Consider the following 23486-nt stretch of genomic DNA (forward strand, 5'->3'; position numbering starts at 1 on the left):
GTATGTCAAGCTCGGCTGGGTTCGTGCCTGTGTTCCACGGCCACCAGCACCGCGACCAGCGCCGCCAGGACCAGCGCGACCACGTGGACCGGCGCCGGCGACAACGACGACAGCAGGGCCAGCACAGCAGCCGCCGGGAACGCCCACGTGATCAGGCCCCGCTGGGTCGGGCACACCTGGATGTACCACACCACCATCAGGAACACCGCGATCGGCACCGTGGTCGCCAACCCCGCCGCCGGCGCCGGCAGGTGGGACACGTGCAGGTCGTGGTCGACCGCCACCTCCAGCCCCGCCCCCACCGCCGCGACCGAGGCGAAGATCAGGAAGTGCCCGTACCCCCACGTCAGGGAGAACCGCAGCGTGATCAGCAGGTCCTGCGCCGGGTGGTCGAAGTACAGCCACCACAGCGAGAACACGATCACCAGGCCCGCCACCGCCAGTGAGATCAGCTCGGTCTGCGAGTGGCCCGCGTCCAGCGCCTCCGCGATCGCGCCCGTCGCGGCCAGGATGGACTCGCCGAGCACGATCAACGTGAACAGCCCGTACCGCTCGGTGATGTGGTGCGGGTGCCAGGTCGTCCGTTCGACCCGCTCGGCCCACACCGGCACGGCGAGCTCGGCCAGGACCAGCACCAGGAACCCGACCCAGAACACGCTGTCCGGCAACCACAGCCGCGCCACCCACCCGAGCTGCACGAGCGTGATGCCCAGCGCGTACCGCCGGGCGGACGCGGCCCGCTCCCGGTCCGACCTCGCCGCCCGCAGCCACTGGGTGACCATGGCCAGCCGCATGATCACGTACCCGACCGTGATGACGGTGAAGTCGGCCCGGTCGAACGCCCGCGGCACACCCGCCGCCACCACCAGCACGCCCGCGATCTGCACCAACGTCGTCAGGCGGTAGGGGACGTCGTCGGTGTCGTAGGCGGAGGCGAACCACGTGAAGTTCAGCCACGCCCACCAGATCGCGAAGAACACCGACAGGTAGCCCGCCACGCCGTGCCCGATGTGGTCCTCGGTCAGCGCGTGGTGCAGGTTCGCGGCGGCGGACGCGACCGCGACCACGAAGCTCAGGTCGAACAACAGCTCCAGCGGGGTGGCGACCCGGTGCTCCTCGTCGGACCTCCGGGCCGTCATCGGCCGGTACCACGCCCTCGTCATGCCGGGATCATGCACACCGCGCCGCCGAACCGCACACCCGACCACCGCAATAGGTAGGCTCGCTATACGTAAGACCCCTACCTATAAGGAGACAGTGATGGCGCGGAAGTTGTTGGTGTGGTTGCACGTCGTCACGTCCACGGGCTGGATGTGCATGGCCTTGGCGCTGTTCGTCGTGGTCGACCACGCCCTCACCCACCCGGCCGCGTTCGACGTGGCCCTGCTGATCGACGTCCAGGTGCTCCAGTTCATGGCCACGACCTCGGCGTTCAGCGGCCTGATGCTGGCCGGCCTGACGCCCTGGGGCTTCTTCCGCCACTGGTGGGTCCTGGTCAAGACCGCGGTCACGTTCTCGCAGCTCTACACCGGCATCTTCGTGCTCAGCCCCAACCTGCACCCGGGCGGCTCGCCCACGTTGATGCGCGTCGGGTCGCTGCTCATGGCGTCAGCCCTGGCGTTCCAGGTGTGGCTGTCGGTGGCCAAGCCGTTCGGCCGCACGCCGTGGGTCAAGCCCGGCAAGCCGCCCACGGCCCCGGCCCGCGCCTTCCTGGCCTGCCTGGCGGTACCGGCGGCGGACTACGCACTGGGCCAGTTCGTCCTGGGGACCCCGGTGCCCGCGCTGTCGCTGCTCACCGTCGTCGTGTTCCCCGTGGTCCGAGCGCTGCGTGAGCGCCGAGTGACCCGGATCACCCACCCGGCGGCGTGACCTGAAACTGATAACGGTTACCATTCCCGATGATCACCTGACCGCAGGACCGTCGTCGGAGGAACCACGCGTGGCGCACTTGCTGATGATCGAGAGTTGGGTGGGTGCGATGAGCACCCTGCTGCCGCGCGCGATCCGCGAGTCGGGGCACCGGTTCACGTTCCTGACCCGGGACCTGCACCACTACCTGCGCTCGGCCCCGAGCCACCCGCACCCGCTGCTCACCGCGGACAACGTGCTCACCGCCGAGACCAACGACCTGGACACCCTGCTGCCCTTCGTGGAGCGGGCCCACGCCCTGCTGCGCTTCGACGGCGTGATCTCCTCCTGCGACTACTACCTCGCCACCGTCGCCCGGGTCGCCAACCACCTCGGCCTGCCCGGCCCGCGCGCCGACGCCGTCGAACGCGCCTACCGCAAGGACCTCACCCGCCAGGCCACCACCGACGTCCCCGGACCGCGCTGGGCGCTCGCGCACGACTGGCCCTCCACCGCGAAGGCCGCCGCCGACCTGGGCTACCCGCTGGTGGTCAAGCCGGTGGACCTGTGCGCGGGCATGCACGTTCGCGCGGTCCGGGACGAGAACGGGTTGCGGGAGGCGTTCCTGGCGCTGGAGGCGTTCCCGGTCAACGCCCGCAACCAGCCGCGAGTGCCCACGGTGCTGCTGGAGGAGCTGTTGGTCGGCCCGGAGGTCAGCGTGGAGACCGTCACGACCGGCGGCACCACCCACGTGATCGGCGTGACGGACAAGAGCATCGCCGGGGACCCGTGGTTCGTGGAGAGCGGGCACATGTTCCCCGCCGCGCTCGATGAAACCCGGACGCGCCAAGCGATCGACACCGCGAAGGCCGCGATCGAAGCGCTCGGGCTGGACGACTCCGTCGCGCACACCGAGGTCAAGCTGACCGCCGACGGCCCCAAGCTGATCGAGGTCAACCCGCGTCCGGCGGGCAACCAGATCACCGAACTGGTCCGCCGCGTCACGGGCATCGACCTGCCCGCCGTGTTCGCCCAGCTCGCCGTGGGCGAGCAACCCGACCTGCGCCCCCGCACGACCGGTGTCCGCAGCGCCGCGATCTCCTTCCTGCTGCCGCCGCGCGCGGGGGTCGTGGCCGGCATCGACGCGCCGGACCACCCCGACGTCGTGGACTGGTCGGCCAAGCCCGCCGGGCACCGCGCGGGCGAGCCCACCAGCAACAACACCTACCTCGGCCACGTCATGACCACCTCGCCCGACCACGACGCCCGTGCCCGCGCGGAGCAGGCCGTCGCGGGGATGGAGGTCCGCTACGCCGAGGACGCCCGGTGACCCCGCCCGCCGACGGCCGCGAACCGGAGCCAACCGGCCGGCGCACCACTGCCGACCTCGTCCACCGGGTCCGCCTCGGCCGGCTCGGACCCGACCCGGCGGGCTGCGCGGTCAGCGTCGCCTTCACCACCCGCCAGGGTGCCCGGCACGCCGGTCGCGGCCGGTCCTACCGCAACACCGTCGTCAGCCTGCGGGTCGGCGAGGCGGTGGGCTCGTGCGCGGTCGAGCCCGATGACGAGCCGGACGTGGCCGACTGCGCCGGGGCCTCCGTCGCCGACCTGCTCGACCACCCGCACGCGGCCGTCCGCACGGCGACCCTCGACGCCTACCTCATGCACGCCCACCCGCACGAGACGTCCCAGGCGGAGGTGGTGCGGATCGGCGCGGGCGACTCGCTGACCAAGTCGATGGACCGCGCCGAGGCGGTGGTCGACCTGCTCGACGCCCGGCCGGGACAGCGGGTGCTCGTCGTCGGCGTGGTGAACTCGCTGCTGCACCACCTGCGCGCCAGGGGCGTCCCGTACGTGCCGTGCGACCTCAAGGGCGGCCGGACGGAGTGGGACGAGCCGATCGTCACCGACTTCCGGGACACCGACTTCGACCTGGTGCTGGCCTCGGGCATGACCCTGGGCAACGGCACCTTCGAGCCGCTGCTGGCCACCGGCGCGCCCGTGACCCTGTTCGCCCAGACCGCCAGCGCCATCGCGCCCTGGTTCCTCGGTTCGGGCGTGCGGGCCGTCTCGGCGGAGCCCTACCCGTTCTTCTGGCTGCACGGCGGCCCGTCCACCCTGTTCCACTACCGGGAACCGTGACCCATGCGCGCGACACTGCTGGACCTGCTCGGCAACACGCCGGTGGCCCGCATCGAAACCCCGCTCCCCCACCGGCACGGCGGGTTCTGGGCCAAGCTCGAACACCTCAGCGCGGGCGGCATGAAGGCGCGCTCGGCGGTCGCCATGCTGCTGGCCGCCAAGAAGCGCGGCGACCTGCGTCCGGGCGCGGTGGTCGTGGAATCGACCAGCGGCACGCTCGGGCTGGGCCTGGCGTTCGCGGGCCAGGCGCTGGGTCACCCCGTGGTGCTGGTGGTGGACCACGAGCTGGAGCCGTCGATGCGGGCGCTGCTGCGCGCCCACGGCGCCCGGCTGGAGATCGTGGACCGGCCCCACCCCACCGGCGGCTGGCAGCAGGCGCGCCTGGACCGGCTGCAGGCCGTGCTGCGCGGCCTGCCCGGCGCGTACTGGCCCGACCAGTACAACAACCCCGACAACCCGGCCGGCTACGCGGGCTTGGCGCGCGAGCTGGTCGAGCAGCTGGACCGGGCGGACGTGCTGGTGTGCAGCGTCGGCACGGGCGGGCACAGCGCCGGCATCGTGACCGCCCTGCGCCGGTACTGGCCGCTGCTGCGCCTGGTCGGCGTGGACACCGTGGGCTCGACCATCTTCGGCCAGCCCGCGCGACAACGCGTGATGCGCGGGCTGGGCAGCAGCATCCACCCGCGCAACGTGGCCTACCACCAGTTCGACGAGGTGCACTGGCTCGGCCCGGTCGAGGTGGTGGACGCGTGCCGGCGGCTGGCCCGCGACGGGTTCGTCACCGGCGGGTGGAGCACCGGCGCGGTCGCCCTGGTGGCGGCGTGGGTGGCGCGGCTGGAGCCCGGCGCGCGGGTGGTGACGGTCTTCCCCGACGGACCCCACCGGTACCTGGGGACGATCTACGACGACGACTTCTGCGAGTCGCGCGGCCTGCTGGGCGTGCCCGCCGACCGCCCGGTGGAGATCGGGCACTGCGGCGAGATCGAGGTGACCAGCTGGGCAAGGTGCTCCAACGTCACCGCCCCGCACGCGGTGGGGGTGCCGGCGTGAAGCTCTCCTGGCACGTCTACGGCCTGGACCTGCGGACACCGCTGCGGATCTCCCGGTCGGTGACGACCCGGCGTGACGCCGTGCGGGTGGTGCTGGAGCACGACGGGTTCCGGGGCCACGGCGAGGTCGTGACCAGCGTCTTCTACGACCTGGACGTGCCCCGGATCGTCGAGTTGCTGACCGAGGCGGCCCCGGTGGTGTCAGCCGTGGACCCGGAAGACCTGCTCGCCGCACTGCCGCCCCTGCCTCCGGGCGTGCTGGCAGCGCTCGACGCGGCCGTGCACGACTTGCTCGCCGTCCGCGCCGGCATCCCGCTGTACTCGCTGGTCGGCGATCCACAGTGGACGGACGTGCCGACCGCCTTCACCATCGGCATCGGCGATCCGCGGTCCTGCGCCGCGCAAGCCGCCGAGCTGACCGGTCGCGGCTTCTCGGTGCTCAAGGTGAAAGTCGGCGGTCCGGACGACGTGGCGACCGTGCGAGCAGTCCGCGAAGCCGCCCCCGACGCCCGGCTGATCCTGGACCCCAACGGGGGCTGGACGGCAGAGCAGGCCGTGCGCGTGCTCGAAGAACTGCCCGCCGTCGACGCGCTCGAACAGCCCTTCCCGCCCGGCCGCTTCGACGAGTTGGCCTGGCTGCGGGAGCGCTGCCCGGTCCCGTTGGTGGCCGATGAGGACGCCGCCACCGCCGATGACGTGAAGGCGTTGGCCGGTCTGGTGGACGGCGTGAACGTCAAGCTCGCCAAGTGCGGCGGGATCGCCAAGGCCCGCGAGATCATCGACACCGCCCGGGACGCCGACCTGGATGTCATGCTGGGCTGCCTGGTCGCGAGTTCGCTGGGCATCGCGCCGGCGGTCCACCTGACCTCGCACGCCCGCTGGGTCGACCTCGACGGCCACCTCCTGCTCGCTCGTGACCCCTGGCAGGGCCTCGGCGGCGAGGACGGGACGCTGCGGCTCACGGGCGCACCGGGACTCGGCGTGGTGCCGCGATGAGGCGGTTCCCGCTGCCCGTCCGGCTGCTGCTGGTCAACCAGTTCGGCGTCAACACCGGCTTCTACCTGCTCATCCCCTACCTGGCCACGCACCTGGGCGACGTGGGCCTGTCGGCGGCGGCCACCGGTGTGGTGCTGGGCGTGCGGACGCTGAGCCAGCAGGGCCTGTTCCTGCTGGGCGGCTCGGCGTCGGACCGGCTCGGGCCGCGCCGGGTCATCATCGCCGGCTGCGCGCTGCGGACGGTCGGCTTCGGCCTGTTCGCGATCGGCGACACGATGACCGTGCTGCTCGCCGCGTCCGTCCTCAGCGGACTGGCCGGGGCGCTGTTCAACCCGGCCGTGCGCGCCTACATCGCCGAGGAGTCCGACGACCGGGTCGGGGCGTTCGCGTTGTTCAACGTCTACGGGCAGGCGGGCGCGCTGGCCGGTCCCCTGCTGGGCAGTGTGCTGCTGCTGTGGGACTTCCGGGTGTCGGCGCTGGTCGCGGCGGGGATCTTCGCGGTGCTGACGGTGGCGCAGGCGCTCGTCCTGCCCGCCCGGGACGTGCCGCCGCACCGGGGCACCGTGCTGGACGACTGGCGGGAGAGCCTGGCGGACAAGCGGTTCCTGGCCTTCACGGTCGCGTTGACCGGGATGTTCGTGCTCCAGAACCAGCTCTACCTCGTGCTGCCGCTGGAGGTGGAGCGGGTGACCGGGTCGGCGCGGGCTGTGGCGGCGGTGTTCCTGGTCTCCACGGTGGCGACCCTGCTGCTCCAGGTCCGGGTCACGCGGTGGTTCGAGCGGATGCCGCGCGGCCGGGCCATCGCGGTCGGCATGGCCGTGATGGGCCTGGGGTTCACCGCGACCGCGCTCAGCCACGTCTGGGCCGGGCTCCTCGGGCCTTTGACGGCCGCGTTCTTCCTGTCCCTCGGCGTGATGATCGCGCACCCGTTCGTCTACGAGCTGATCCCCGCGTTCGGCCGCACCGGCCTGTCCGGCACCTACTTCGGCGTGTTCTACCTGGTCTCGGGCCTGGCCGCCACGGTCGGCAACGCCGGCGTCGGCTGGGTGTTCGGCGTGTCGGGCACGGCGGCGTCGCTGGTGTGCGTGGCCGTGGGGCTCGCGTGCGCGGCGGCCGTGCTGTGGCTGCACCGCCGGGGCGTCCTGTCCCCGACCCGAGAGGTAGCCCGATGAGCGCGGGCCAGAACCTGCTGACCGACAACCCGGCGCTGTACGAGCACCAGTTCCCCGACCCCGACCACGTGGCCGCCCGCTGGGTGCACGACGTCGTCGCCCGCTTCGGCGGCAGCACGTCCGTGCTCGACGTGGGTAGCGGCACCGGCCGTGACGCGGGCTGGCTGGCCCGCCACGGCTACGACGTCGTGGGCCTGGACAGCTCCGAGCGGATGGTGGCCTACGCCCGCGAGCACCACCCGACGCAGTTCGTGGTCGGCGACATGCGGACCTTCGACCTCGGCCGGACGTTCGGGGTCGTCACCTGCCTGGACAGCGCGTTCCTGTACTGCCACACCAACGCCGACCTGACCGCGTTCCTGGCCCGCTGCCACGCCCACCTCGACCCCGGCGGGCTGCTCGTCGCCGAGATGCGCAACGGCGCGTTCTTCCTGGGCAACACCGAACTGCTCGACGGCGTCCGCACCCGGACCGTCGAGTGGGACGGCGTGCCCTACACCTCCCACACCCGGCTGTGGATCGACCACGCCGCCCAGCTGCTGCGCCGCCGCCGCGAGTGGACGTGGCCGGGTGCCGATCCGCTGGTGCAGACCTCGGCGTGGCGGCTGCTGTTCCCGCAGGAGCTGCGCCACCTGCTCGACCTCGCCGGGTTCGAGGTGCTCGCCCTGTTCGACTCGCCCGGCCCGCGCACCGACGACCCGTGGTCGCCGGACGCGCCGCTGAGCGAGGCCCTGTCCGGCGACCGCCTGCACGTGGTCGCCCGCCGCTCGTGAAAGGAACCGCCATGCCCACCCGCCGCCACTTCCTCGGCCTGCTGTCCCTGGCCGCCCTGTCCGGCTGCGCCGCCCCCACCGCACAGCAAGCCGCCGCGCCCAAGAACGGCGGACGGCTGCGCGCGGCGTTCGCGGGCGGCGGCGCGAAGGAGGTGCTGGACCCGCACCTGGCCAACCTGTTCGTGGAGGCCGCCCGGTCCAAGGCGCTGTTCGACAAGCTCGCCGACCTCGGCGCGGACGTCTCGGCGCAGCCCAGACTGGCCGAGAAGTGGGAGCCCGACGCGACCCTGACCAAGTGGCGGATCACCCTACGGGACACCAAGTTCCACAACGGGCAGCCGGTGCGCGCGGAGGACGTCCTGGCCAGCTACGCCCGCATCCTCGACCCGAACCGGGCGTTCCGCGCCAAGTCCAGCCTGAGCCTGATCGACCTGGCCGCCAGCCGCGCGGTGGACGCCCGGACCGTCGAGTTCGCGCTGAAGCGGCCGTTCATCGAGTTCCCTAACGCGCTGGCCGCGTTCGGCGCGTACATCGTGCCCGCCGGCGCGGAGGACTTCGCGCACCCGGTCGGCTCCGGCCCGTTCAGCTTCGTGTCCTTCGAGCCGGGCAAGTCGGTGCTGCTCAAGAAGAACCCGGACTACTGGGAGGGCGCGCCGCACCTGGACGAGCTGGAGTTCGTCATCGCCAACGAGGAGTCCGCGCGCGCGAACGCCCTGCTCGGCGGGCAGGTCCAGTACGCGCACGACCTCACCCCCACCACCGCCCGCAGCCACACCGACGGCCGGATCGCCATCCACCGCTCCCCCAACAGCGCGGTGCAGGCGTTCGCGATGAAGCTGGACCGGCCGCCGTTCGACAACCGGGACCTGCGCGAGGCGATGTTCCTGCTGGCCGACCGGCAGCAGCTGGTGGAGTCGGTGCTGGCGGGCAGCGGGCAGGTCGCGAACGACCTGTTCGGCAAGGGCTACCAGTACTACGCCGACGACATCCCGCAGCGCACCCGTGACCTGGACAAGGCGAAGTTCCTCATCCGCAAGGCGGGCGCGGAGGGCCTGACGGTCAAGCTCGACACGTCCACGGCCGCCGCCGGCATGGTCGAGGCGGCCACGGTGTTCGCCGACCAGGTCAAGGGGTCCGGGCTGACCATCGAGGTGGTGACCGGCAACAAGGACAGCTACTGGTCCGACACGCTCAAGAACGGCTCGCTGTCCAGCTTCCGGTCCGGCGCGATGCCCATCGAGACCCACATCGCGCAGCGGCTGCTCACCGACTCGGGCACCAACGTGACCAAGTGGGCGCGGCCGGAGTTCGACGAGCTGTACCGCAAGGCGGTGTCCACTGTGGACCCGGCCGAGCGGGCGGGCGTGTACCGGGAGATGCAGCGGTCCCTGCACGCCGAGGGCGGCTACCTGATGTGGGGCTTCGCGGACTGGATCGTGGGCGCCGCGCCGAACGTCGGCGGCATCTCCACCGCGCCCGCGAACACCCTGGACTGGGCGCGCTTCGACAAGGTGTGGCTGGGGTGACCCGGTACGCGCTGCGCCGGCTGGCCATCGGGCTGGTGCAGGTGCTCGCCGTCGTCACCGCCGTGTTCCTGCTGGTCCAGGCCTTGCCGGGGGACGCGGCGGTGGCGTTGGCCGGGGACAACCCCGACCCGCGCCGGATCGAGGAGATCCGTTCCGCGATGGGGCTCGACCGGCCGGCGCTCGAACGGTTCGGGGCGTGGCTGGGCGGGTTGGTCCGGGGCGACCTCGGGGTGTCGCTGGTGTCGGGGCGGCCGGTGGTGGAGTTCCTGACCGACGGACTGGGGCCGACGCTGGTCCTGGCGGTGTTGGCGTTGGTGCTGCTGGTTCCGCTGTCGGTGCTGCTCGGTGTGGTGGCCGCGCTGCGCGAGGGCGGCGTGGTGGACCGGGTGCTGACCACCGTGACGGTCGGCCTCCACTCGATCCCCGAGTTCGCGCTGGCCGTGGTGCTGATCGCGGTGTTCGGGGTGCAGTTGCGGTGGTTGCCGCCGACCGCGGTCGGCGCGGATCTGCTGGCCCAGCCGCAGGTCCTGGTGCTGCCGCTGGTGGTGTTGCTGGCTCGGCCGGTGTGCTCGGTGAGCCGGCTGGTGCGGGCGGGCATGGTCGAGGCCCTGGCCTCCGACCACGTCCGGCACGCCCGGCGGCTGGGCATCTCCGAGCGGCGGGTCCGGTTCGCGCACGCCCTGCCCAACGCGGTGGCACCGGCGGTGCAGCAGCTCGCGCGGACCACGGACTGGTTGCTGGGCGGGGTGATCGTGGTCGAGGCGGTGTTCGTGATCCCGGGGTTGGGGACGATCCTGGTGGACGCGGTCGCCGGGCGGGACCTGCCCGTGGTGCAGGGACTGGCGGTGGTCTTCGCGGTCACGACCGTGCTGGTGAACCTGGTGGCGGACCTGATCGGCTTCCGGCTCGCGCCGCGCTCGGCGGTGGTCGCGTGATCGGGGCCGTGCTGGTCGTGGTGCCGCTGGCGTTGGCGTTGCTGGGGCCGTTGTTCGTGTCCGACGTCGGGCGCGGGGCTCCTTTTGTGTCGAACTCCGTGCTGGGCACTGATTTCGTCGGTCGGGACGTGTGGCAGCAGGTGCTGCTGGGCGGGCAGACCGTCGTGTTCGTGGCGTTGGTGGCCACGGTGTTGTCCTACGCGGTCGGGGTGCCGTGGGGTGTGGTGGCCGCGATGTCCCGGGTGGTGGACGACGTCCTGATGCGGCCGTTGGACCTGCTGCTGGCGGTGCCGTCGCTGCTGGTGCTGATCCTGGCGGCGGCGATCGCCGGGCCGGGGTTGCCGGTGCTGATCGGGATCGTGACGCTGGTCAACTTCCCCGACGTGGCCCGGATTTCCCGTGGTGCGGCGCTGGAGATCGCGGCCCGGCCCGCCCTGGAAGCCATGCGGTTGCAGGACGAGACGTGGTGGCGGACGTCCGTGCTCTACACCGGGCGGGCCATGCTGCGGACCGTGGCCGCCGACGCCGGTGTGCGACTGACGGGCGCGCTGTACCTGGTGGCGTCGGCGAGCTTTCTCGGCGTGGGCGTGCCGCCGGACGCCGCGGACTGGGCGGTGATGGTGGACCGCAACCGGGTCGGGCTGTTCCTGCAACCGTGGGCCGTCGTCGTGCCCGCGCTGCTGATCGTGTCGCTGTCGGTCGGGCTGAACCTGACCTTCGACCGCGCCCTGCGCAAGGAGGCCGTGTGACGGTCGTGCACGTCGAGGACCTGCGGGCGGTCGCCGGTGAGCGGGTGCTGGTGGACGGGGTGAGCTTCGCGCTGTCCGCCGGTCGGGTGCTCGCGCTGGTCGGGGCGTCGGGCAGCGGCAAGACGACCACGGGGTTGGCGTTGCTGGGCGAGCACGCGCCGGGGGTGACCGTGACCGGGCGCGTGTCGGTGGCTGGTCGGGTCGGGTTCGTGCCGCAGCAGCCCGCCGGCGCGTTGAACCCCGTGCGGCGGATCGGCGGGGTGTTCCGGGAGATCCCGGGCGGTGACGTGGCCACGGCGTTGCGGCGGGCGCGGGTGCCCGTGGAGTTGCTGCGGCGGTTCCCGCACGAGCTGTCCGGCGGGCAGCAGCAGCGGGTGGTGCTGGCGCAGGCGCTGGTGGGCGACCCGGCGCTGGTGGTCGCGGACGAGCCGACCACCGGGCAGGACCCGATCACGCGGGCGGAGATCGTGGACGAGTTGGCGTCGCTCGCGGCCCAGGGGGTCGCGGTGGTGCTGCTGACCCACGACCTGGACGTGATGCGGGCGCTGGCCGACGAGGTGGTCGTGCTGAGGAACGGGCGGGTCGTGGAGGCCGGGCCGGTGGGGTTGCTGGACCGGCCGCGTGAGGCGTACACGCGGGACCTGGTCGCGGCCCAGCCCCGGGTCACCGTGCCTCTCCCATCGGCTCTTCGTTCGCCGTTGTTGCAGGTCAGGGGCCTGACCGCCCGGCACCGGAAGACGGTCGTGCTGCGGGACGTGGACCTGGACCTGGGGGCCGGGGAGTGCCTGGCGGTCGTGGGGCGCTCGGGCAGCGGCAAGACCACGCTGGCCCGGTGCCTGGCCGGGCTGCACGCCCGCTACGCCGGGTCGGTCCGGGTGGGCGACACGGTGCTGCCCAAGTCGTTGCGGCGGCGGACGCGGTCCCAGCTGGCGGCCGTGCAGTACGTCTTCCAGGATCCCCGGTCGTCGTTCGACCCCCGGCGCACGGTGCTGGAACAGGTCGAGCGGACGGCCGTGCGGCTGGGCGACGGCACGGGCGCGCTGGACGGGCTCGCCGCCGTCGGACTGGACGAGGCCACCGTGCGGCGCAGACCCGGCGCGCTGTCCGGCGGCGAGCTCCAGCGGGCGGCGCTCGTGCGCGCCCTGCTGGCCCGGCCGGACGTGCTCGTGTGCGACGAGATCACGTCCGGACTGGACACCCTGACCCAGGCGAGCCTGCTGGACCTGCTGGCGGGCCTGCCCTGCGCGGTCGTCCTGGTCAGCCACGACCTGGCCGTGGTGGCCCGGCTGGCCGACCGGGTCGCCGTGCTGCACCAGGGCCTGCTGGTCGAGCACGGCTCGGCGGGCGACGTCCTGGGCTCCCCCACCCACCCGGTGACCATCGGCCTGCTGGGCCGCGCCATGGAACAGGAGAACAAGACATGAACCACCGCGAAGTGGGGCCGTACGAGGTGCGCCAGGCGAGGGAGGCGGACCTGCCGGGCGCGCGCAGCGTCATGCTCGACACCTTCTACCACGAGTTCGGCTACGGCTACCGGCCCGAGTGGCACGGCGACGTCGTGGACCTCGAAGGGGCCTACCTGCGGCCCGAGCGGCACGCGTTGTTCGTCGCTTTGAAGGGTGACGAGGTGGTCGGGACGACGGGCGTGCGGGCGCAGGGTCCGTCGAGCCCGCCGCACCCTTCGTGGCTGGCCGCGCGGTACCCGGCGGAGAGCACCGCGCAGCTGTTCCGCGTGTACGTGCGCCCGGACCACCGGCGTGCCGGGCTGGCCCGTGCCCTGGTGGGCATGGCGGTGTCGTTCGTGGCCGCCACGCCGGGGTACTCGAAGCTGTACCTGCACACCGACACCCGGATCGCGGGCGCGGAGCCGTTCTGGCGGTCGGTGGCCCGGGAGGTGCACGACGCCCGGGACGGCGACCCGATCTCGTTCCAGACCGTGCACTTCGAGATCCCGCTGTGAGGGTGCGGGGGCGGGCCTTGGTCCCAGGCCCGCCCCCTGGGCTCACGGGGTGTACTGGAAGACGTAGAGCCCGAAGTCCCGGTCACTGGCCAGGACGTACTTGGTGCCCAGTTCGTCGCGCCAGACCTCGACGCCCCAGAAGTTGTTGCCGCCCTGGTCGATGAACGCGCCGACCTCCTGGATGCCGTTCTTGCCGTACTGCACGACCCGGAAGCCCGCCGCGTAGTACGACAGGTAGGCGATCGAGCTGTTGTCCGGGTCCATCGCGACCTCGTGCACCGACAGGTCACCGAAGCCGCGCGCGTACGCCGGGTCCTGCGACTCGGGGACGGCGTAGGTGTCGACCTGGGTCAACGAGCCCGCGCCGGCCTTGGGGATGTCGGCGGCGAACAGCCGCACGTAACCCCAGCCGTCGAACACCGCCCGGATCGTGGTCGCCTCGCCGCCGGACGCGGGGGACGCGGTGGTGCAGGCGGTCTCGTCGGTCACGCCCGGCACGCCGAGCAGCTTCAGACCGGTGGTCCGGTTGACGAACAGGAACGGGAGGGTGCCGGAGGCGAGCATCCGGACGTAGGACAGGCAGTCCTCGCGGACGGTGTTGAACACGATGCCGGCCGAGTAGCCGGCGGCGGTGATGTTGTCCAGCTTGACCTGGAACGAGCACACACCGCGTTCCACCAGTGCCGTGCCGGAGCCGGCGGGCAGCGGGTCGCACGCCTGGCCGACGAAGGTGACCGGGCCGCTGATGGTGGTGTTCTCGTCCACCGGCGGGGTCGCGGAGGCCGAGACCGCCGTGTACTGCTCACCCGCGTACGGGCCGGAGTCGATCGTCGCGACCACGCGGTAGGGGTTGAAGTCCTCGTCCGTGCCGATCAGGAACTTGTTGTTCGGCGACAGCTCGGACTGGTGCGCGTTGCCCTCGGGCGAGATCTGCTGGCCACGGGCGGCGCGCTCCTCGTCCAGGGCGGCGTAGTCGGTCTCGGCGACGAGGGTGACGTTGCGGGGGTCGGTGACATCGAGCAGGACGTAGCCGCCGTCCCAGTAGTTCATGTTCATGACGTACCGGGAGCCGATCTTGTTCACCATCATGTCGTGGCTGAAGATCGAGGTCAGGTTGGCGGGCGTGGCCTGGTCGACGCCGAACAGCTCGACCAGGTCGAGGGTGTCGTTGACCATCACCGGGTGGTACGGGTCGGTGATGTCCATGATGTCGATGTCGGTCAGCTCCTCGTCGTCGACCAGGACGACGTAGGTCCGCCTGTCCAGGGCGCTGGTCCACATCCGCATGCTGTGCGTCTGGTTCGGGGTGGCGTCCAGGCCGCCAGCGGGGTTGGTGAAGTCGCCGGTGTGGAGGGTGACCGGCTGGGGGTGGGTCGGGTCGGTGACGTTCCACAGCGAGATGCCGCCCGCGTTGGCCGGGGTGGCGCCGGGGCAGGTCTCGTTCTGGTGGGCGAGCAGGTCGCCCTGGAAGTAGGCGTTGTCCACGTGCAGGATCTGGATGCCTTCGCCGACGTAGTTGCCGTCCGTGGTCGGGATGAACGCGTCGGTGACCTCGAACGGGTGAGCCGGGTCGTGCAGGTCGACCACGTGTACGCCGGTGGTCTGGCAGTCCGGTTCCCGGAAGGCGTTGAGGTAGGCGTAGTCGCCGAACGCGGTGACGTCCGCGACGCGGCCGGTCGTGCCTCCGGGGTGGGAGACCCCGGCCTTGCCGACGAGGGTCACGTTCCGGTTCACCGGGGGCAGGTGGCCCGCGGCGCCGCCGTGCTGGTCGTGGTCGACGACGCCCTCGCCGGGGAAGGCCTCCCGGCCGCCCCCGTGGTCGGGGTGGGCGCCGGCCAGGCCGGTGACCGTGGCGCCCAGCACGGCGGTAGCCGCACCCAGTACGCCCATTCTTCTTCTGAAGCCACGCATGTCACGCCTCCGAGCAGGGATGTCCCCCTCGCAGGTGGCACGGTACGACCTGAACGGGTGAAGCACCGGGTGAACTGTGTCGTTAGCCGAGCTACCCGGCCTGCGGCGGGCTTGGCTCCGGGTGACACTCGGTGGACAGGGGGCCGTCTACAAGGGACGGTTCACATTGACACCACAGCGCTCCCACGAGTTCCCGGACCTCATCCGCCCGATGCTGGCGGTCCTCGGCGACCTGCCGCAGGGACCGGGCTGGGCGTTCGAGTTCAAGTGGGACGGCGTGCGGGCGACGACGTACGTCCGGGACGACCGCCTCCGCGTCCTGACCCGCAACGACCTGGACGCGTCCCGCACGTACCCGGAGCTGCACGCCCTGACCGGTCTCCTGACCCGCCCGGCGGTCCTGGACGGCGAGATAGTCGCCCTGGACCCCGAGGGCCGCCCCAACTTCAGCCGCCTCCAGTCCCGCATCCACACCCGCCGCCCCACCGACGACCTCCTGCGCCGCATCCCGGTGTCGTACTACGTCTTCGACCTCCTCCACCTGGACGGCCGCTCCCTCCTGGGCGAGCCCTACACCCACCGCCGAGAGGCCTTGGCCGACCTAGACCTGCCGGCTCACCCGTCCATCCGCGTGCCTCCGTGCTTCACCGACCTCCCCGGCGAAACGGTCCAGTCCATCGCCGCCGACCACGGCTTGGAGGGCGTGGTGGCCAAACGCCTGGACTCCCGCTACGACCCCGGCCGGCGCTCCCCGTCGTGGATCAAGGTCCCGCTCATCCGCACCCAGGAGGTGGTCATCGGCGGCTGGCGCCCAGGCGAGGGCCGCCGCTCCGGCACCATCGGCGCACTCCTGCTGGGCGTCCCCACCCCATCCGGCCTCCGCTACGCCGGCAAGGTCGGCACGGGCTTCACGGCTCCAATGCTGTCCGACCTCCAATCCCGCCTACACCCCCTACACCGCCCCACCCCACCGTTCAAAGACGAGGTCCCCACCGACCACGCCCGAAACGCGCACTGGGTGAACCCGGTCCTGGTAGGCGAAGTCCAATTCCGAACCTGGACCCCGGACGGCCGCCTCCGCCACCCCAGCTGGCGCGGCCTGCGCCCCGACAAATCCCCCTCGGACATCACCGCTTGAGCTGCTGCCCTCACACCGCCGGCGGCCTGTCGCGAGGCGCCGAGGACGGTTCTCGCGGTCCCCGTCTCGTCGTCGGCGTCGCTGTGGAATTCTCTTTGGCCGGATGGTCGCGTGACAGGGGTGTGGGGGACGGGTGAAGACGCCCGAGGAGTGGATGCGCGACTTCGAGGCGAAGATCGCCGACGCGCAGGCGAAGGCGGCCGCCGTCCAGGAGGGTCTCGCGGGTGCGGGCGGGTCTGCGGCGCCTGCCGGGTGATCACCGAGTACCTCCCGCCGCCCGAGGACGAGCAGGACCGGGACGAGCGGCCCCGGTACACCTTCAACGAGGAGTACGAGGCCACCGCCCCGCCCCCGCCACCGGTGCGTCGACCGGCGCCTCGTGCCCACGAGGACGACGACTTCAGCGACAACTCGATCTTCAAAGACCGCTAGACCGGGCCGGGGGGAACTGTGTCCGAGGAGAACAGCACCACCACGTGGTCGACCGGCGCCGGTGTCGTGGACAGCGTCGCAGGCTTCGTCGACTCGCTGACCGCCGACTCGGAGGGCGAGGGCGTCGACGTCATCGACGTCGCGTTGGGAGGCGCGGGCATGGTGGTGGACCTGGTGGCCACCGCCGCCAACCCGCTGAGCATGCTCGCGTCCGCGGGCGTCGGCTGGCTGTTGGAGCACGTCGACTTCCTGCGCGAGCCGCTGGACGCGTTGCTGGGCAACCCCGACGAGATCAACGCCAACACCGACCACCTCAAACAGGCCGCGCTGGAGATGAGGACGATCGCCCAGGAGCACCGCGAGGACCTGCGCGGCGTGGCCGACTGGGAGGGCGAGTCCGCCGACGCGTTCCGGCGCGAGATGGAGCAGCTGGCCGGCGAGTACGAGGCGCTGGGCAAGACCATGGACGGCACCGCCGCGATCTACGCGTTGTCGGGCGCCCTGGTGTGCGAGCTGCGGTCGCTTGTGTTCGGCTGGATCTCCGACCTGGTCGGCGAGCTGATCGCGGGCGCGCTGATCGCCGCCGCGTCCGCCGTGGTCACGCTGGGCAGCTCCATCGCGGCGTTAGCGGGCTTCGCGGGCACCCGCGCGGCGATGATGGCGACCAAGATCGCGACCCGGCTGTCGAAGCTGGCGTCGGCGATGGCGCGCTTCGGCGGCCGCATGGCCAAGCTCGCCGCGTCCCTCGCGGTCGCCAGGGCGAAGGACACCTCCGGCACGATCACGTGGATCCACGGCGACGCGACGTCCCTGCCCGCACTCGACGCCGATCTCGCGGTGATGACGGGAAACGTGGCCCAGGTCTTCCTCACCGACGACGACTGGTCGAACACCCTCCAGGGCATCCACACCGCCTTGCGCCCCACCGGCCATCTGGTGTTCGAGACCAGGCGCCCCGAACGCCGGGCTTGGGAGGAGTGGGCCACCGACCCCGCCCACGTGGTCCTCGACATCGCCGGGGTCGGGCCGGTGGAGCACCGGCGCGAGGTCACCGACGTGACCCCTCCGTTCGTCTCCTTCCGCCACACCTACCGTTTCCTGTCGGCCGACACGGTGATCACCTCCGACTCCACCCTCCGCTTCCGCAGCCGCGAGGAAGTGGAATCAACCCTGGTCACCCGGGGCTTCCGCGTCCTGGACGTCCGCGACGCCCCGGACCGCCCTGGCCGCGAGTACGTGTTCATCGCCGAACGGGCGTACTGAGAAGGTCCGAGAACGCTTCCGCGACCCGCGCGACAGGCTGAACTCCAGCACCGGCCTGCGCATCCCGGTCGAAGCATTTCGGGCTGTTCAACGTGAATCGCTCGAACAGCCCGCGGACGTGGCCGGCATCCTCGTCGGCCTGCCGATCGTGGCCGGCCCGATCCTGTTCATCTCGCACCTGCTCCACGGCGCGCGGTTCACCGCCGGCGCGGCGAGGTCCGCCATGCTCGGGCTGGTCGCGCCGGCGGTGTTCGCCGTGGTGTTCGCCCACGTGGCACGCCGGTTCGGCTGGTTCGTCACGACCGCGGTGAGCTGGTCGGCCGTGCCGGCAGTCGACTTCGCGCTGTCGTTGCCGCACTTCTCGACGGCCGCCGCGTTCACCGTCACCGTCGCCACCGCCGCGCTCGCCCTGCTGCTGGTGCCGGCGGTCGAACCCGACCCGCCGGGTGCGCCGCGCCGACCGTCACCGCCGTGGGACCTGCCCGGCCGCGCCCTCGCGACCGGGCTGCTCGTCCTCGCAGTCACCACCGCCTCCGGCGCGCTGGGCCCGCTGTGGACGGGCCTGCTCGCACCGTTCCCGGTCGCGACGAGCGTGGTCGCGGGCTTCGTCCACGCCCAGCAGGGAGCCGCGGCGACCGGGCGCACGCTGGCGGGCGTGCTCGTCGGGCTGTTCAGCTTCGCGGTGTTCGGCCTGTTCGTCGCCGTGTTCGTCGAACGCATGGGCGGTGCCGTGTTCCTCGCCGCGGCCGGGGTGACCGTCGTCGTCCAGCTCCTGGTCGTCCGGGTGCGGCGGGCGCTGCGCGACAGGCGGGCGACAGCACGACGGTGACCACCGCGGTCACCCGCCCCTGCGGATGGCACCGATCGTGCCACCCGACACCTGAAGTCCGCCGCACGAGTCGCCTGTCGGCCTACGCCCGCCCGGGTCACTTGCGAGCGGTCGGGGGTGGGCCGGAATAGACGGGCGGCGTGCCGGTGTGGACGGGCGGGACGACCTCGCCGCCCTTGCGCACTCTGAACGACATGTCCGGGTAGCGCTCGTGCAGTGCGCCGACGAACTCGTCTGCCTCGTTCACGGTCGTCACCTCGACGCCCGTCCCGTCGACTGCCGGCCCTACCGCGGACACGGTCATGCCGCGGCCTTTCCAGTACTCGCGGTCGTCCATGACCCGCTCGCCGGCCGCCTTCATCTCGACCAGCGTGTACCTCGCGTCGCGGAACTCCGTCCGCACACCGGGCGCGGCCTTGGCCACCTCGGCGTCCAGACGTGGATCGGGCTTGCGGTAGACCACCATCATCGGCACGTCGTGGCGGAGCTCGAGCCCGGCGAAGGTGCCGGCGAACGACGAGTGCAGCAAGGGCTGGACCGCGGCTGCGGCTGCGTCCAGCGCAGGATCGACCGTCGCGCCGGTGGTCGGTGGGCTGCCGGGTCCGGTGGTGTTCCGCCCGCAGGAAGCCACGGTGAACACCGCTGCTACCAGCAGCGCCACCGCCGCTGCTCTGTGTGCCATCTCGACTCGCCTTCGGGCCTGGTTCCGTCCCCTCCGAGGACGGAAACAGGCGCCTTCCTGGTTGCTCGTTGCTCAGCCGGTGGTGGTGTTGAGCCGCACGCCCACCCTGGTCATCGCGTTCTGCAGGTCGGCGAAGTACACCACCCTGGAACACACCCGCCCGGGTGGCACCCAACCCTGACACGGCTGCTCGAAGCCGGATCCGGTCGCCATCCCGCTGATCACACCACGCGCCAGCACTCCGCCGTCGTTGGTCGGGCTGACGACGGGCCCTCCGCTGTCGCCGTTCCCGACGATGCCGATACCGCGCGTTCCTGTCACGTCGGAGCCCTGGACGAGGTTCGTCACCCGCGCGACACCGTTCGACGGCGGGTCGTACGTGATCGTGATGTTGGTGCCGGTGATCCGGATGTCGGAGCCTGGGCACACCGTGCCGGAGTAGGAGCCGGAGAGGCAGAACGCGTTGCCGGTGCTGTTGGGCGTCCAGCCGCGCACCGACACTCCGTCGTTGGTGCCTGGATCGCTTGCGGGCGGGTTCACGTAGCTGCCCCAGTAAATGGCCGCTCCATCGATCGCCGGCGTGAGGATGAGTTGCGCGTCGATATCGGTCGCACGGCCGGCCGGAATGGTGTCGCCGTAGACGATCTGCTGGGTGTTCCCGTTCGCGTCGGTGTACAGCGCGCTGCCCCACGTCCCTTCGCCACAGTGCGCCGCAGTCAGCAAATAGGTGGCAGCGCCGTTGAGGCCGGTCACCCCGAATGCACTGGTGCACGAGTTGCCGTTGGCGCGGCGGTGGATGTAGCTGCCGCCCCAGTACGGAGCGGAGTCGAACGCGCGACTGGTGAACGACACCGGGTCCGTGGCGGTGACCTTCAGCGGCACTGCGCTGTCGAGTGCGGGCACGACCTGCTTGGCCTGCTGCGGCGCGACGTCCGACGGCAGCCCGTGCAGCCCCACGTCCAGCCCGGTACCGTCCGGGCGCGGGCTGACCTTCATCATCCGCTGCCCGGTACGCTGCCCGTTGAACAGCGGCTTTCGCGAGATCCGGTCGGCCTCGGCCAGCAGCTCGGCCTCGGTGTAGGGCGCCTGCCGCACCGTGACCTCGACGCCATCCGCCGTCGCCGCCTTGATCCGGTCGGCGACCGCCGCAGGCGGCGCGCCTTTCCAGTACAGCGACACTTTCCTGTTCTCCGGGTCGACAACGACTCCGGAAATTCCCTCGGCCGCACCGCTCGTGCGGATGTCTTTGACGACGTTGTCGATCTTCTCCTGGTTTTGCCAGATGGAATCCGTGATTTTGATGCGTACCGGATTCTTGACGTCCTCACCGGCCAGTGCAGACGGCGGTGACGACAGGAGAAGAACGGCGGCACAGGTGAGTGCAGACGCGTATGTCGTACGCGATTTCATGAATCCCCCCGGTCTCATGCAATTCGTCTTGATCGTGGCAGCGCTCCCATCGACGCCACAAGAGTCCGCTCGGAGTAGTCACGCACGCCGCCCGGGTGCAGCCACCGGTTGGTGCCCACGAAGTCCGACCGGCGGTTCGGCTCGCGGTGACGGTGGTGATGGGCATGGCCGTCACCACTCCCGGCCGACGGGTCGGTCAGCCCTGACGGTTCCCGCCGGTCTCGGTCCGGTGCCCGATCGCGGCGATGAGCGCGGCGAACACCGTGCTGTAGAAGGTGAACACGACCGACTGCTTGAACTCCTGGTGCGTCGGCTCCTCGCGCATGCGGTGCACGTTGGCCAAGACCGAGAGCGCCGACCCGGCCACGACGACCAGGGCCATGAACGTGTCGAACTGCGGCGGGCTGTTGGCCATCAGGGTGTTCGCCACCCAGTCGCGGGCGACCTGGGGGTAGAGGGCGTGGCTTCCGCCGACGTTGCCGACGACCATCAGCATCGACCAGGACGTGCCGACGCCCAGCGCGCCCAGCAGCACGCCCCGGCGCCCGCGCCCGGCCCGCACCGTCCCGGTGAGCTGGTCGACGACCAGCAGGCCGAGCACGCACAGGGCCGTCAGCACCGACAGGAACAGCAAGAACGGGACTGTGAAGACGAGCCCGACGAGCAGCAGGCCGAGCCCGATGACCAAGGCGTTGCCGACGACCGTCAAGCCCACCATCCCGAGCACGGACGCGAAGTCCGACCCGTCCGAGAAGAACGCGATCCAGGACAGGACGGCGAGGACCACCAAGAGCCCCCACACCCACCAGTCCCAGCCGCGGACCCACGCGGAGGCCGCGAGGAACCACGGGCCGATGGTCCTGACCACCCAGTGCACCGCCGCACCCACCCACGCCACCGCGTGCAGCCCGGCCGCCGCGAGGGGCACCATGAGCAGCGCGTTGAGCACGAACACGGGCTCCCGGTACCGCGCGGCGAGAGCGAGAACCGCCAGCAGGAAGACCCCGGTCGCCCAGATGAGGCACGTCAGCAGCAGCGGGTACGCCGGCAGGGCTCGGTTGACCGCGGCACTGGCACCTGCCAGCCACCGCAACGACGCCCACCCGTCCCGGGCCGCGAGCTTCGCGGTCCCCTCGGGCAGGCTGAACGCCGCGAACACCGCCCCCACCGCCGCGTACAGCAGCACCACGGCCGGGAACACCACGACGATCCAGAGGCAGCCCAAGCGCTTCGCCCAGTAGCCGGTGACCTCCCGGCCCCGGTACTCGACCTGGAACCTCCCCACCGCTGTCCCTCGCCGTGTCCGCCGCAGCACTCGATCTATACCGGCGGGCAGCGAGAACGTTTCGGGACACGGCGGCCATTACCCGAACGGCCCAGCAGCACAGCGGAGGCACACCCAAAACTCCAGGTGTCGGGAACGTCCGCTCCTTGACTTCCGGGAGGTTACGTCCGTGAGTCACGCCGGCTTGGCACTGGAAGCCACCCTGCCGGCGTCAACAGCTCGGGGACGGCTACTCGGGGCCGGTGAGTCGACCGATCGTCTGGACCAGCTCCGCCAGGGTGCCGCCGTGCTCGTAGAGCCGTTGCTCGGAGGCCCCGTAGCGGATCACGACGTAGGTGACGTCGCCGGCGGTGGAGCCTTGATCGTTGCCGCCGCCCACCGTCTCGGTGTGCCAGGAGAACGTCACCTCCCCCACTTCCTGATAGGGGATCTTGAAGGTGCGGAGCCGGCCGTGATGACCAGCCCACCCAGCACCACCATCGCGACGTTCAGCGGTAGCAACGCCATTCCCCACGGTCGCACCACCGACGGACGACCTCGCCGGACGCCGCTCCTCTTCATCACCGGCAGAGGCGACGCCCAGGTACCGCGCCGATGGCGTGAGTCCGGCCGGAAGTGCCGCCGACCCGCGGTTCCTGGCGCAGTGCCTTGGACATCCTCGCGAAACGTCCGACCGTCCTACCCGAGACCTGCACGTGTGTCGGCGTAGTACGAGTTCACAGCCGGTTGACCGGTGTAGTTGGGCCCGGCTTGATCGTCGGCACCGAGGTACTCGAACGGCAAACGCACCTGCCGGCGTCCGGTGCACGTGATGCGGCGACGTCGTGCGTCATAGTCGAACCCGGCCGACCTCAGCACCCCGGCCAGCCGCCGACGCCACGGGCGGCCCTGCTCCGACACGACGGCAGCCAGGTCCAGGTTCGCCACCAACAGACCGTCGGCGGCGAGCCACGACGCCGCGCGGGCGAGGACGTCGAGCTTGTCGCCGACGTAGTGCAGGCCGTGGACGCAGGTCACCAGGTCGAAACAACGCTCCGGGGTGAAGGAACCCACCGATGTCGTCACGAACTCCACCCTGGGATGCGGCGGCCCCGCGAAGAAGTCCACGAGGTCGACACCGGTGACATGCAGCCTCGGGTCGTCCACCAGGCGAGCACACTCCAACAGCGCCGTGCCGGTACCACAACACAGGTCGAGCCAGCGGAAGACCTCAGCTCCACGGGCCAACCGTTCGGTGATCAGGCCGACCACGTCGATGCCGAGCTCGCGACCATACCCGTTCGAGCCGGTGAGCCCACGTTCACGGTTCATGGCGCAGTTCGCGACCACCGAGGAACGCTCCAACGCCTGATCGTCCAGCAACCGAACCATGATTCACCCTAACCA

The 23486-nt window shown here is 71.5% G+C and carries 24 protein-coding genes; 17 read left to right on the forward strand and 7 right to left on the reverse strand.

The annotated features are described in order from the left end of the window. Positions 1 to 5: 5 nt before the first annotated feature. Complete coding sequence (locus DFJ66_RS08360) at positions 6 to 1163, reverse strand: low temperature requirement protein A (protein WP_121219551.1); 1158 nt, start codon at positions 1161 to 1163, stop codon at positions 6 to 8. 97 nt (positions 1164 to 1260) lie between these two features. Here DFJ66_RS08360 and DFJ66_RS08365 point away from each other — a divergent pair, with 97 nt between their 5' ends. From DFJ66_RS08365 to DFJ66_RS08420, 12 genes are all read left to right on the forward strand, one after another. Further along, positions 1261 to 1869 (forward strand): hypothetical protein, encoded by a 609-nt coding sequence (locus DFJ66_RS08365; RefSeq protein ID WP_121219553.1) that lies wholly within the window; start codon positions 1261 to 1263, stop codon positions 1867 to 1869. Between the two features lie 70 nt (positions 1870 to 1939). Further along, entirely contained in the window at positions 1940 to 3178 is a 1239-nt protein-coding gene (locus DFJ66_RS08370) for an ATP-grasp domain-containing protein (RefSeq protein WP_121219555.1), read from the forward strand. Further along, positions 3175 to 3990 (forward strand): Rossmann-like domain-containing protein, encoded by an 816-nt coding sequence (locus DFJ66_RS08375; protein WP_121219557.1) that lies wholly within the window; start codon positions 3175 to 3177, stop codon positions 3988 to 3990. Before DFJ66_RS08370 ends, DFJ66_RS08375 begins: the two co-directional genes overlap by 4 nt. Before the next feature lie 3 nt (positions 3991 to 3993). Next, entirely contained in the window at positions 3994 to 5040 is a 1047-nt protein-coding gene (locus DFJ66_RS08380; protein ID WP_121219559.1) for a PLP-dependent cysteine synthase family protein, read from the forward strand. Beyond that, a complete protein-coding gene (locus DFJ66_RS08385) occupies positions 5037 to 6035 on the forward strand; it encodes a dipeptide epimerase (RefSeq protein WP_246029634.1) in 999 nt (332 codons plus the stop codon). The genes DFJ66_RS08380 and DFJ66_RS08385 overlap by 4 nt, the downstream gene beginning before the upstream one ends. After that, positions 6032 to 7207: an MFS transporter gene (locus DFJ66_RS08390; RefSeq protein ID WP_121219561.1), complete on the forward strand. Its 1176-nt coding sequence runs from the start codon at positions 6032 to 6034 to the stop codon at positions 7205 to 7207. Before DFJ66_RS08385 ends, DFJ66_RS08390 begins: the two co-directional genes overlap by 4 nt. Beyond that, entirely contained in the window at positions 7204 to 7980 is a 777-nt protein-coding gene (locus DFJ66_RS08395; protein ID WP_121219563.1) for a class I SAM-dependent methyltransferase, read from the forward strand. Before DFJ66_RS08390 ends, DFJ66_RS08395 begins: the two co-directional genes overlap by 4 nt. 11 nt (positions 7981 to 7991) lie before the next feature. Then, a complete protein-coding gene (locus DFJ66_RS08400) occupies positions 7992 to 9506 on the forward strand; it encodes an ABC transporter substrate-binding protein (protein ID WP_121219565.1) in 1515 nt (504 codons plus the stop codon). Beyond that, complete coding sequence (locus DFJ66_RS08405) at positions 9503 to 10441, forward strand: ABC transporter permease (RefSeq protein ID WP_246029635.1); 939 nt, start codon at positions 9503 to 9505, stop codon at positions 10439 to 10441. The genes DFJ66_RS08400 and DFJ66_RS08405 overlap by 4 nt, the downstream gene beginning before the upstream one ends. After that, positions 10438 to 11190, forward strand: a complete 753-nt coding sequence (locus DFJ66_RS08410) for an ABC transporter permease (protein ID WP_211351027.1) — start codon at positions 10438 to 10440, stop codon at positions 11188 to 11190. The genes DFJ66_RS08405 and DFJ66_RS08410 overlap by 4 nt, the downstream gene beginning before the upstream one ends. Beyond that, a complete protein-coding gene (locus tag DFJ66_RS08415; RefSeq protein WP_211351028.1) occupies positions 11187 to 12614 on the forward strand; it encodes an ABC transporter ATP-binding protein in 1428 nt (475 codons plus the stop codon). Before DFJ66_RS08410 ends, DFJ66_RS08415 begins: the two co-directional genes overlap by 4 nt. Next, complete coding sequence (locus DFJ66_RS08420; RefSeq protein WP_121219569.1) at positions 12611 to 13150, forward strand: GNAT family N-acetyltransferase; 540 nt, start codon at positions 12611 to 12613, stop codon at positions 13148 to 13150. Before DFJ66_RS08415 ends, DFJ66_RS08420 begins: the two co-directional genes overlap by 4 nt. Positions 13151 to 13192: 42 nt before the next feature. Here DFJ66_RS08420 and DFJ66_RS08425 read toward each other — a convergent pair whose 3' ends face one another. Continuing rightward, positions 13193 to 15040, reverse strand: coding sequence for a PA domain-containing protein (locus DFJ66_RS08425; RefSeq protein ID WP_121219571.1), 1848 nt, complete (start codon positions 15038 to 15040; stop codon positions 13193 to 13195). Positions 15041 to 15227: 187 nt separating this feature from the next. On the opposite strand from DFJ66_RS08425, the gene ligD reads away from it, so the two are divergent. The 5 genes from ligD (at position 15228) to DFJ66_RS08445 (ending at position 18723) form a co-directional block, all read left to right on the forward strand. Continuing rightward, positions 15228 to 16199, forward strand: a complete 972-nt coding sequence (gene ligD, locus DFJ66_RS08430; RefSeq protein ID WP_455431422.1) for a non-homologous end-joining DNA ligase — start codon at positions 15228 to 15230, stop codon at positions 16197 to 16199. 133 nt (positions 16200 to 16332) lie between these two features. Then, positions 16333 to 16455, forward strand: coding sequence for a hypothetical protein (locus DFJ66_RS44925; protein ID WP_281276603.1), 123 nt, complete (start codon positions 16333 to 16335; stop codon positions 16453 to 16455). Beyond that, on the forward strand, positions 16452 to 16631 hold the full coding sequence (locus DFJ66_RS08435; RefSeq protein WP_121219575.1) for a hypothetical protein: 180 nt from the start codon (positions 16452 to 16454) through the stop codon (positions 16629 to 16631). The genes DFJ66_RS44925 and DFJ66_RS08435 overlap by 4 nt, the downstream gene beginning before the upstream one ends. Before the next feature lie 18 nt (positions 16632 to 16649). Further along, the gene (locus DFJ66_RS45410; RefSeq protein ID WP_425471032.1) at positions 16650 to 17894 is read left to right on the forward strand and encodes a hypothetical protein; all 1245 of its coding nucleotides are present in this window, start codon (positions 16650 to 16652) and stop codon (positions 17892 to 17894) included. A 118-nt stretch (positions 17895 to 18012) separates the two neighbouring features. Further along, complete coding sequence (locus DFJ66_RS08445; RefSeq protein ID WP_121219577.1) at positions 18013 to 18723, forward strand: hypothetical protein; 711 nt, start codon at positions 18013 to 18015, stop codon at positions 18721 to 18723. A gap of 97 nt (positions 18724 to 18820) precedes the next feature. Here the strand turns inward: DFJ66_RS08445 and DFJ66_RS08450 are convergent, their stop codons facing one another. From DFJ66_RS08450 to DFJ66_RS08470, 5 genes are all read right to left on the reverse strand, one after another. Then, the gene (locus DFJ66_RS08450) at positions 18821 to 19405 is read right to left on the reverse strand and encodes a hypothetical protein (RefSeq protein WP_147459193.1); all 585 of its coding nucleotides are present in this window, start codon (positions 19403 to 19405) and stop codon (positions 18821 to 18823) included. A 72-nt stretch (positions 19406 to 19477) separates the two neighbouring features. After that, the gene (locus DFJ66_RS08455) at positions 19478 to 20815 is read right to left on the reverse strand and encodes a chymotrypsin family serine protease (RefSeq protein ID WP_147459194.1); all 1338 of its coding nucleotides are present in this window, start codon (positions 20813 to 20815) and stop codon (positions 19478 to 19480) included. A 196-nt stretch (positions 20816 to 21011) separates the two neighbouring features. Beyond that, positions 21012 to 22100: a hypothetical protein gene (locus DFJ66_RS08460; RefSeq protein WP_121219583.1), complete on the reverse strand. Its 1089-nt coding sequence runs from the start codon at positions 22098 to 22100 to the stop codon at positions 21012 to 21014. A gap of 229 nt (positions 22101 to 22329) precedes the next feature. Then, positions 22330 to 22506 carry a hypothetical protein gene (locus tag DFJ66_RS42545; RefSeq protein ID WP_170199209.1) on the reverse strand — a complete coding sequence of 59 codons (177 nt, stop codon included), beginning with the start codon at positions 22504 to 22506 and terminating at the stop codon, positions 22330 to 22332. A gap of 272 nt (positions 22507 to 22778) precedes the next feature. Then, positions 22779 to 23471: a class I SAM-dependent methyltransferase gene (locus DFJ66_RS08470; RefSeq protein ID WP_121219587.1), complete on the reverse strand. Its 693-nt coding sequence runs from the start codon at positions 23469 to 23471 to the stop codon at positions 22779 to 22781. Between the last annotated feature and the right edge of the window lie 15 nt (positions 23472 to 23486).

It is taken from the genome of Saccharothrix variisporea (assembly GCF_003634995.1).
GTDB lineage: Bacteria > Actinomycetota > Actinomycetes > Mycobacteriales > Pseudonocardiaceae > Actinosynnema > Actinosynnema variisporeum.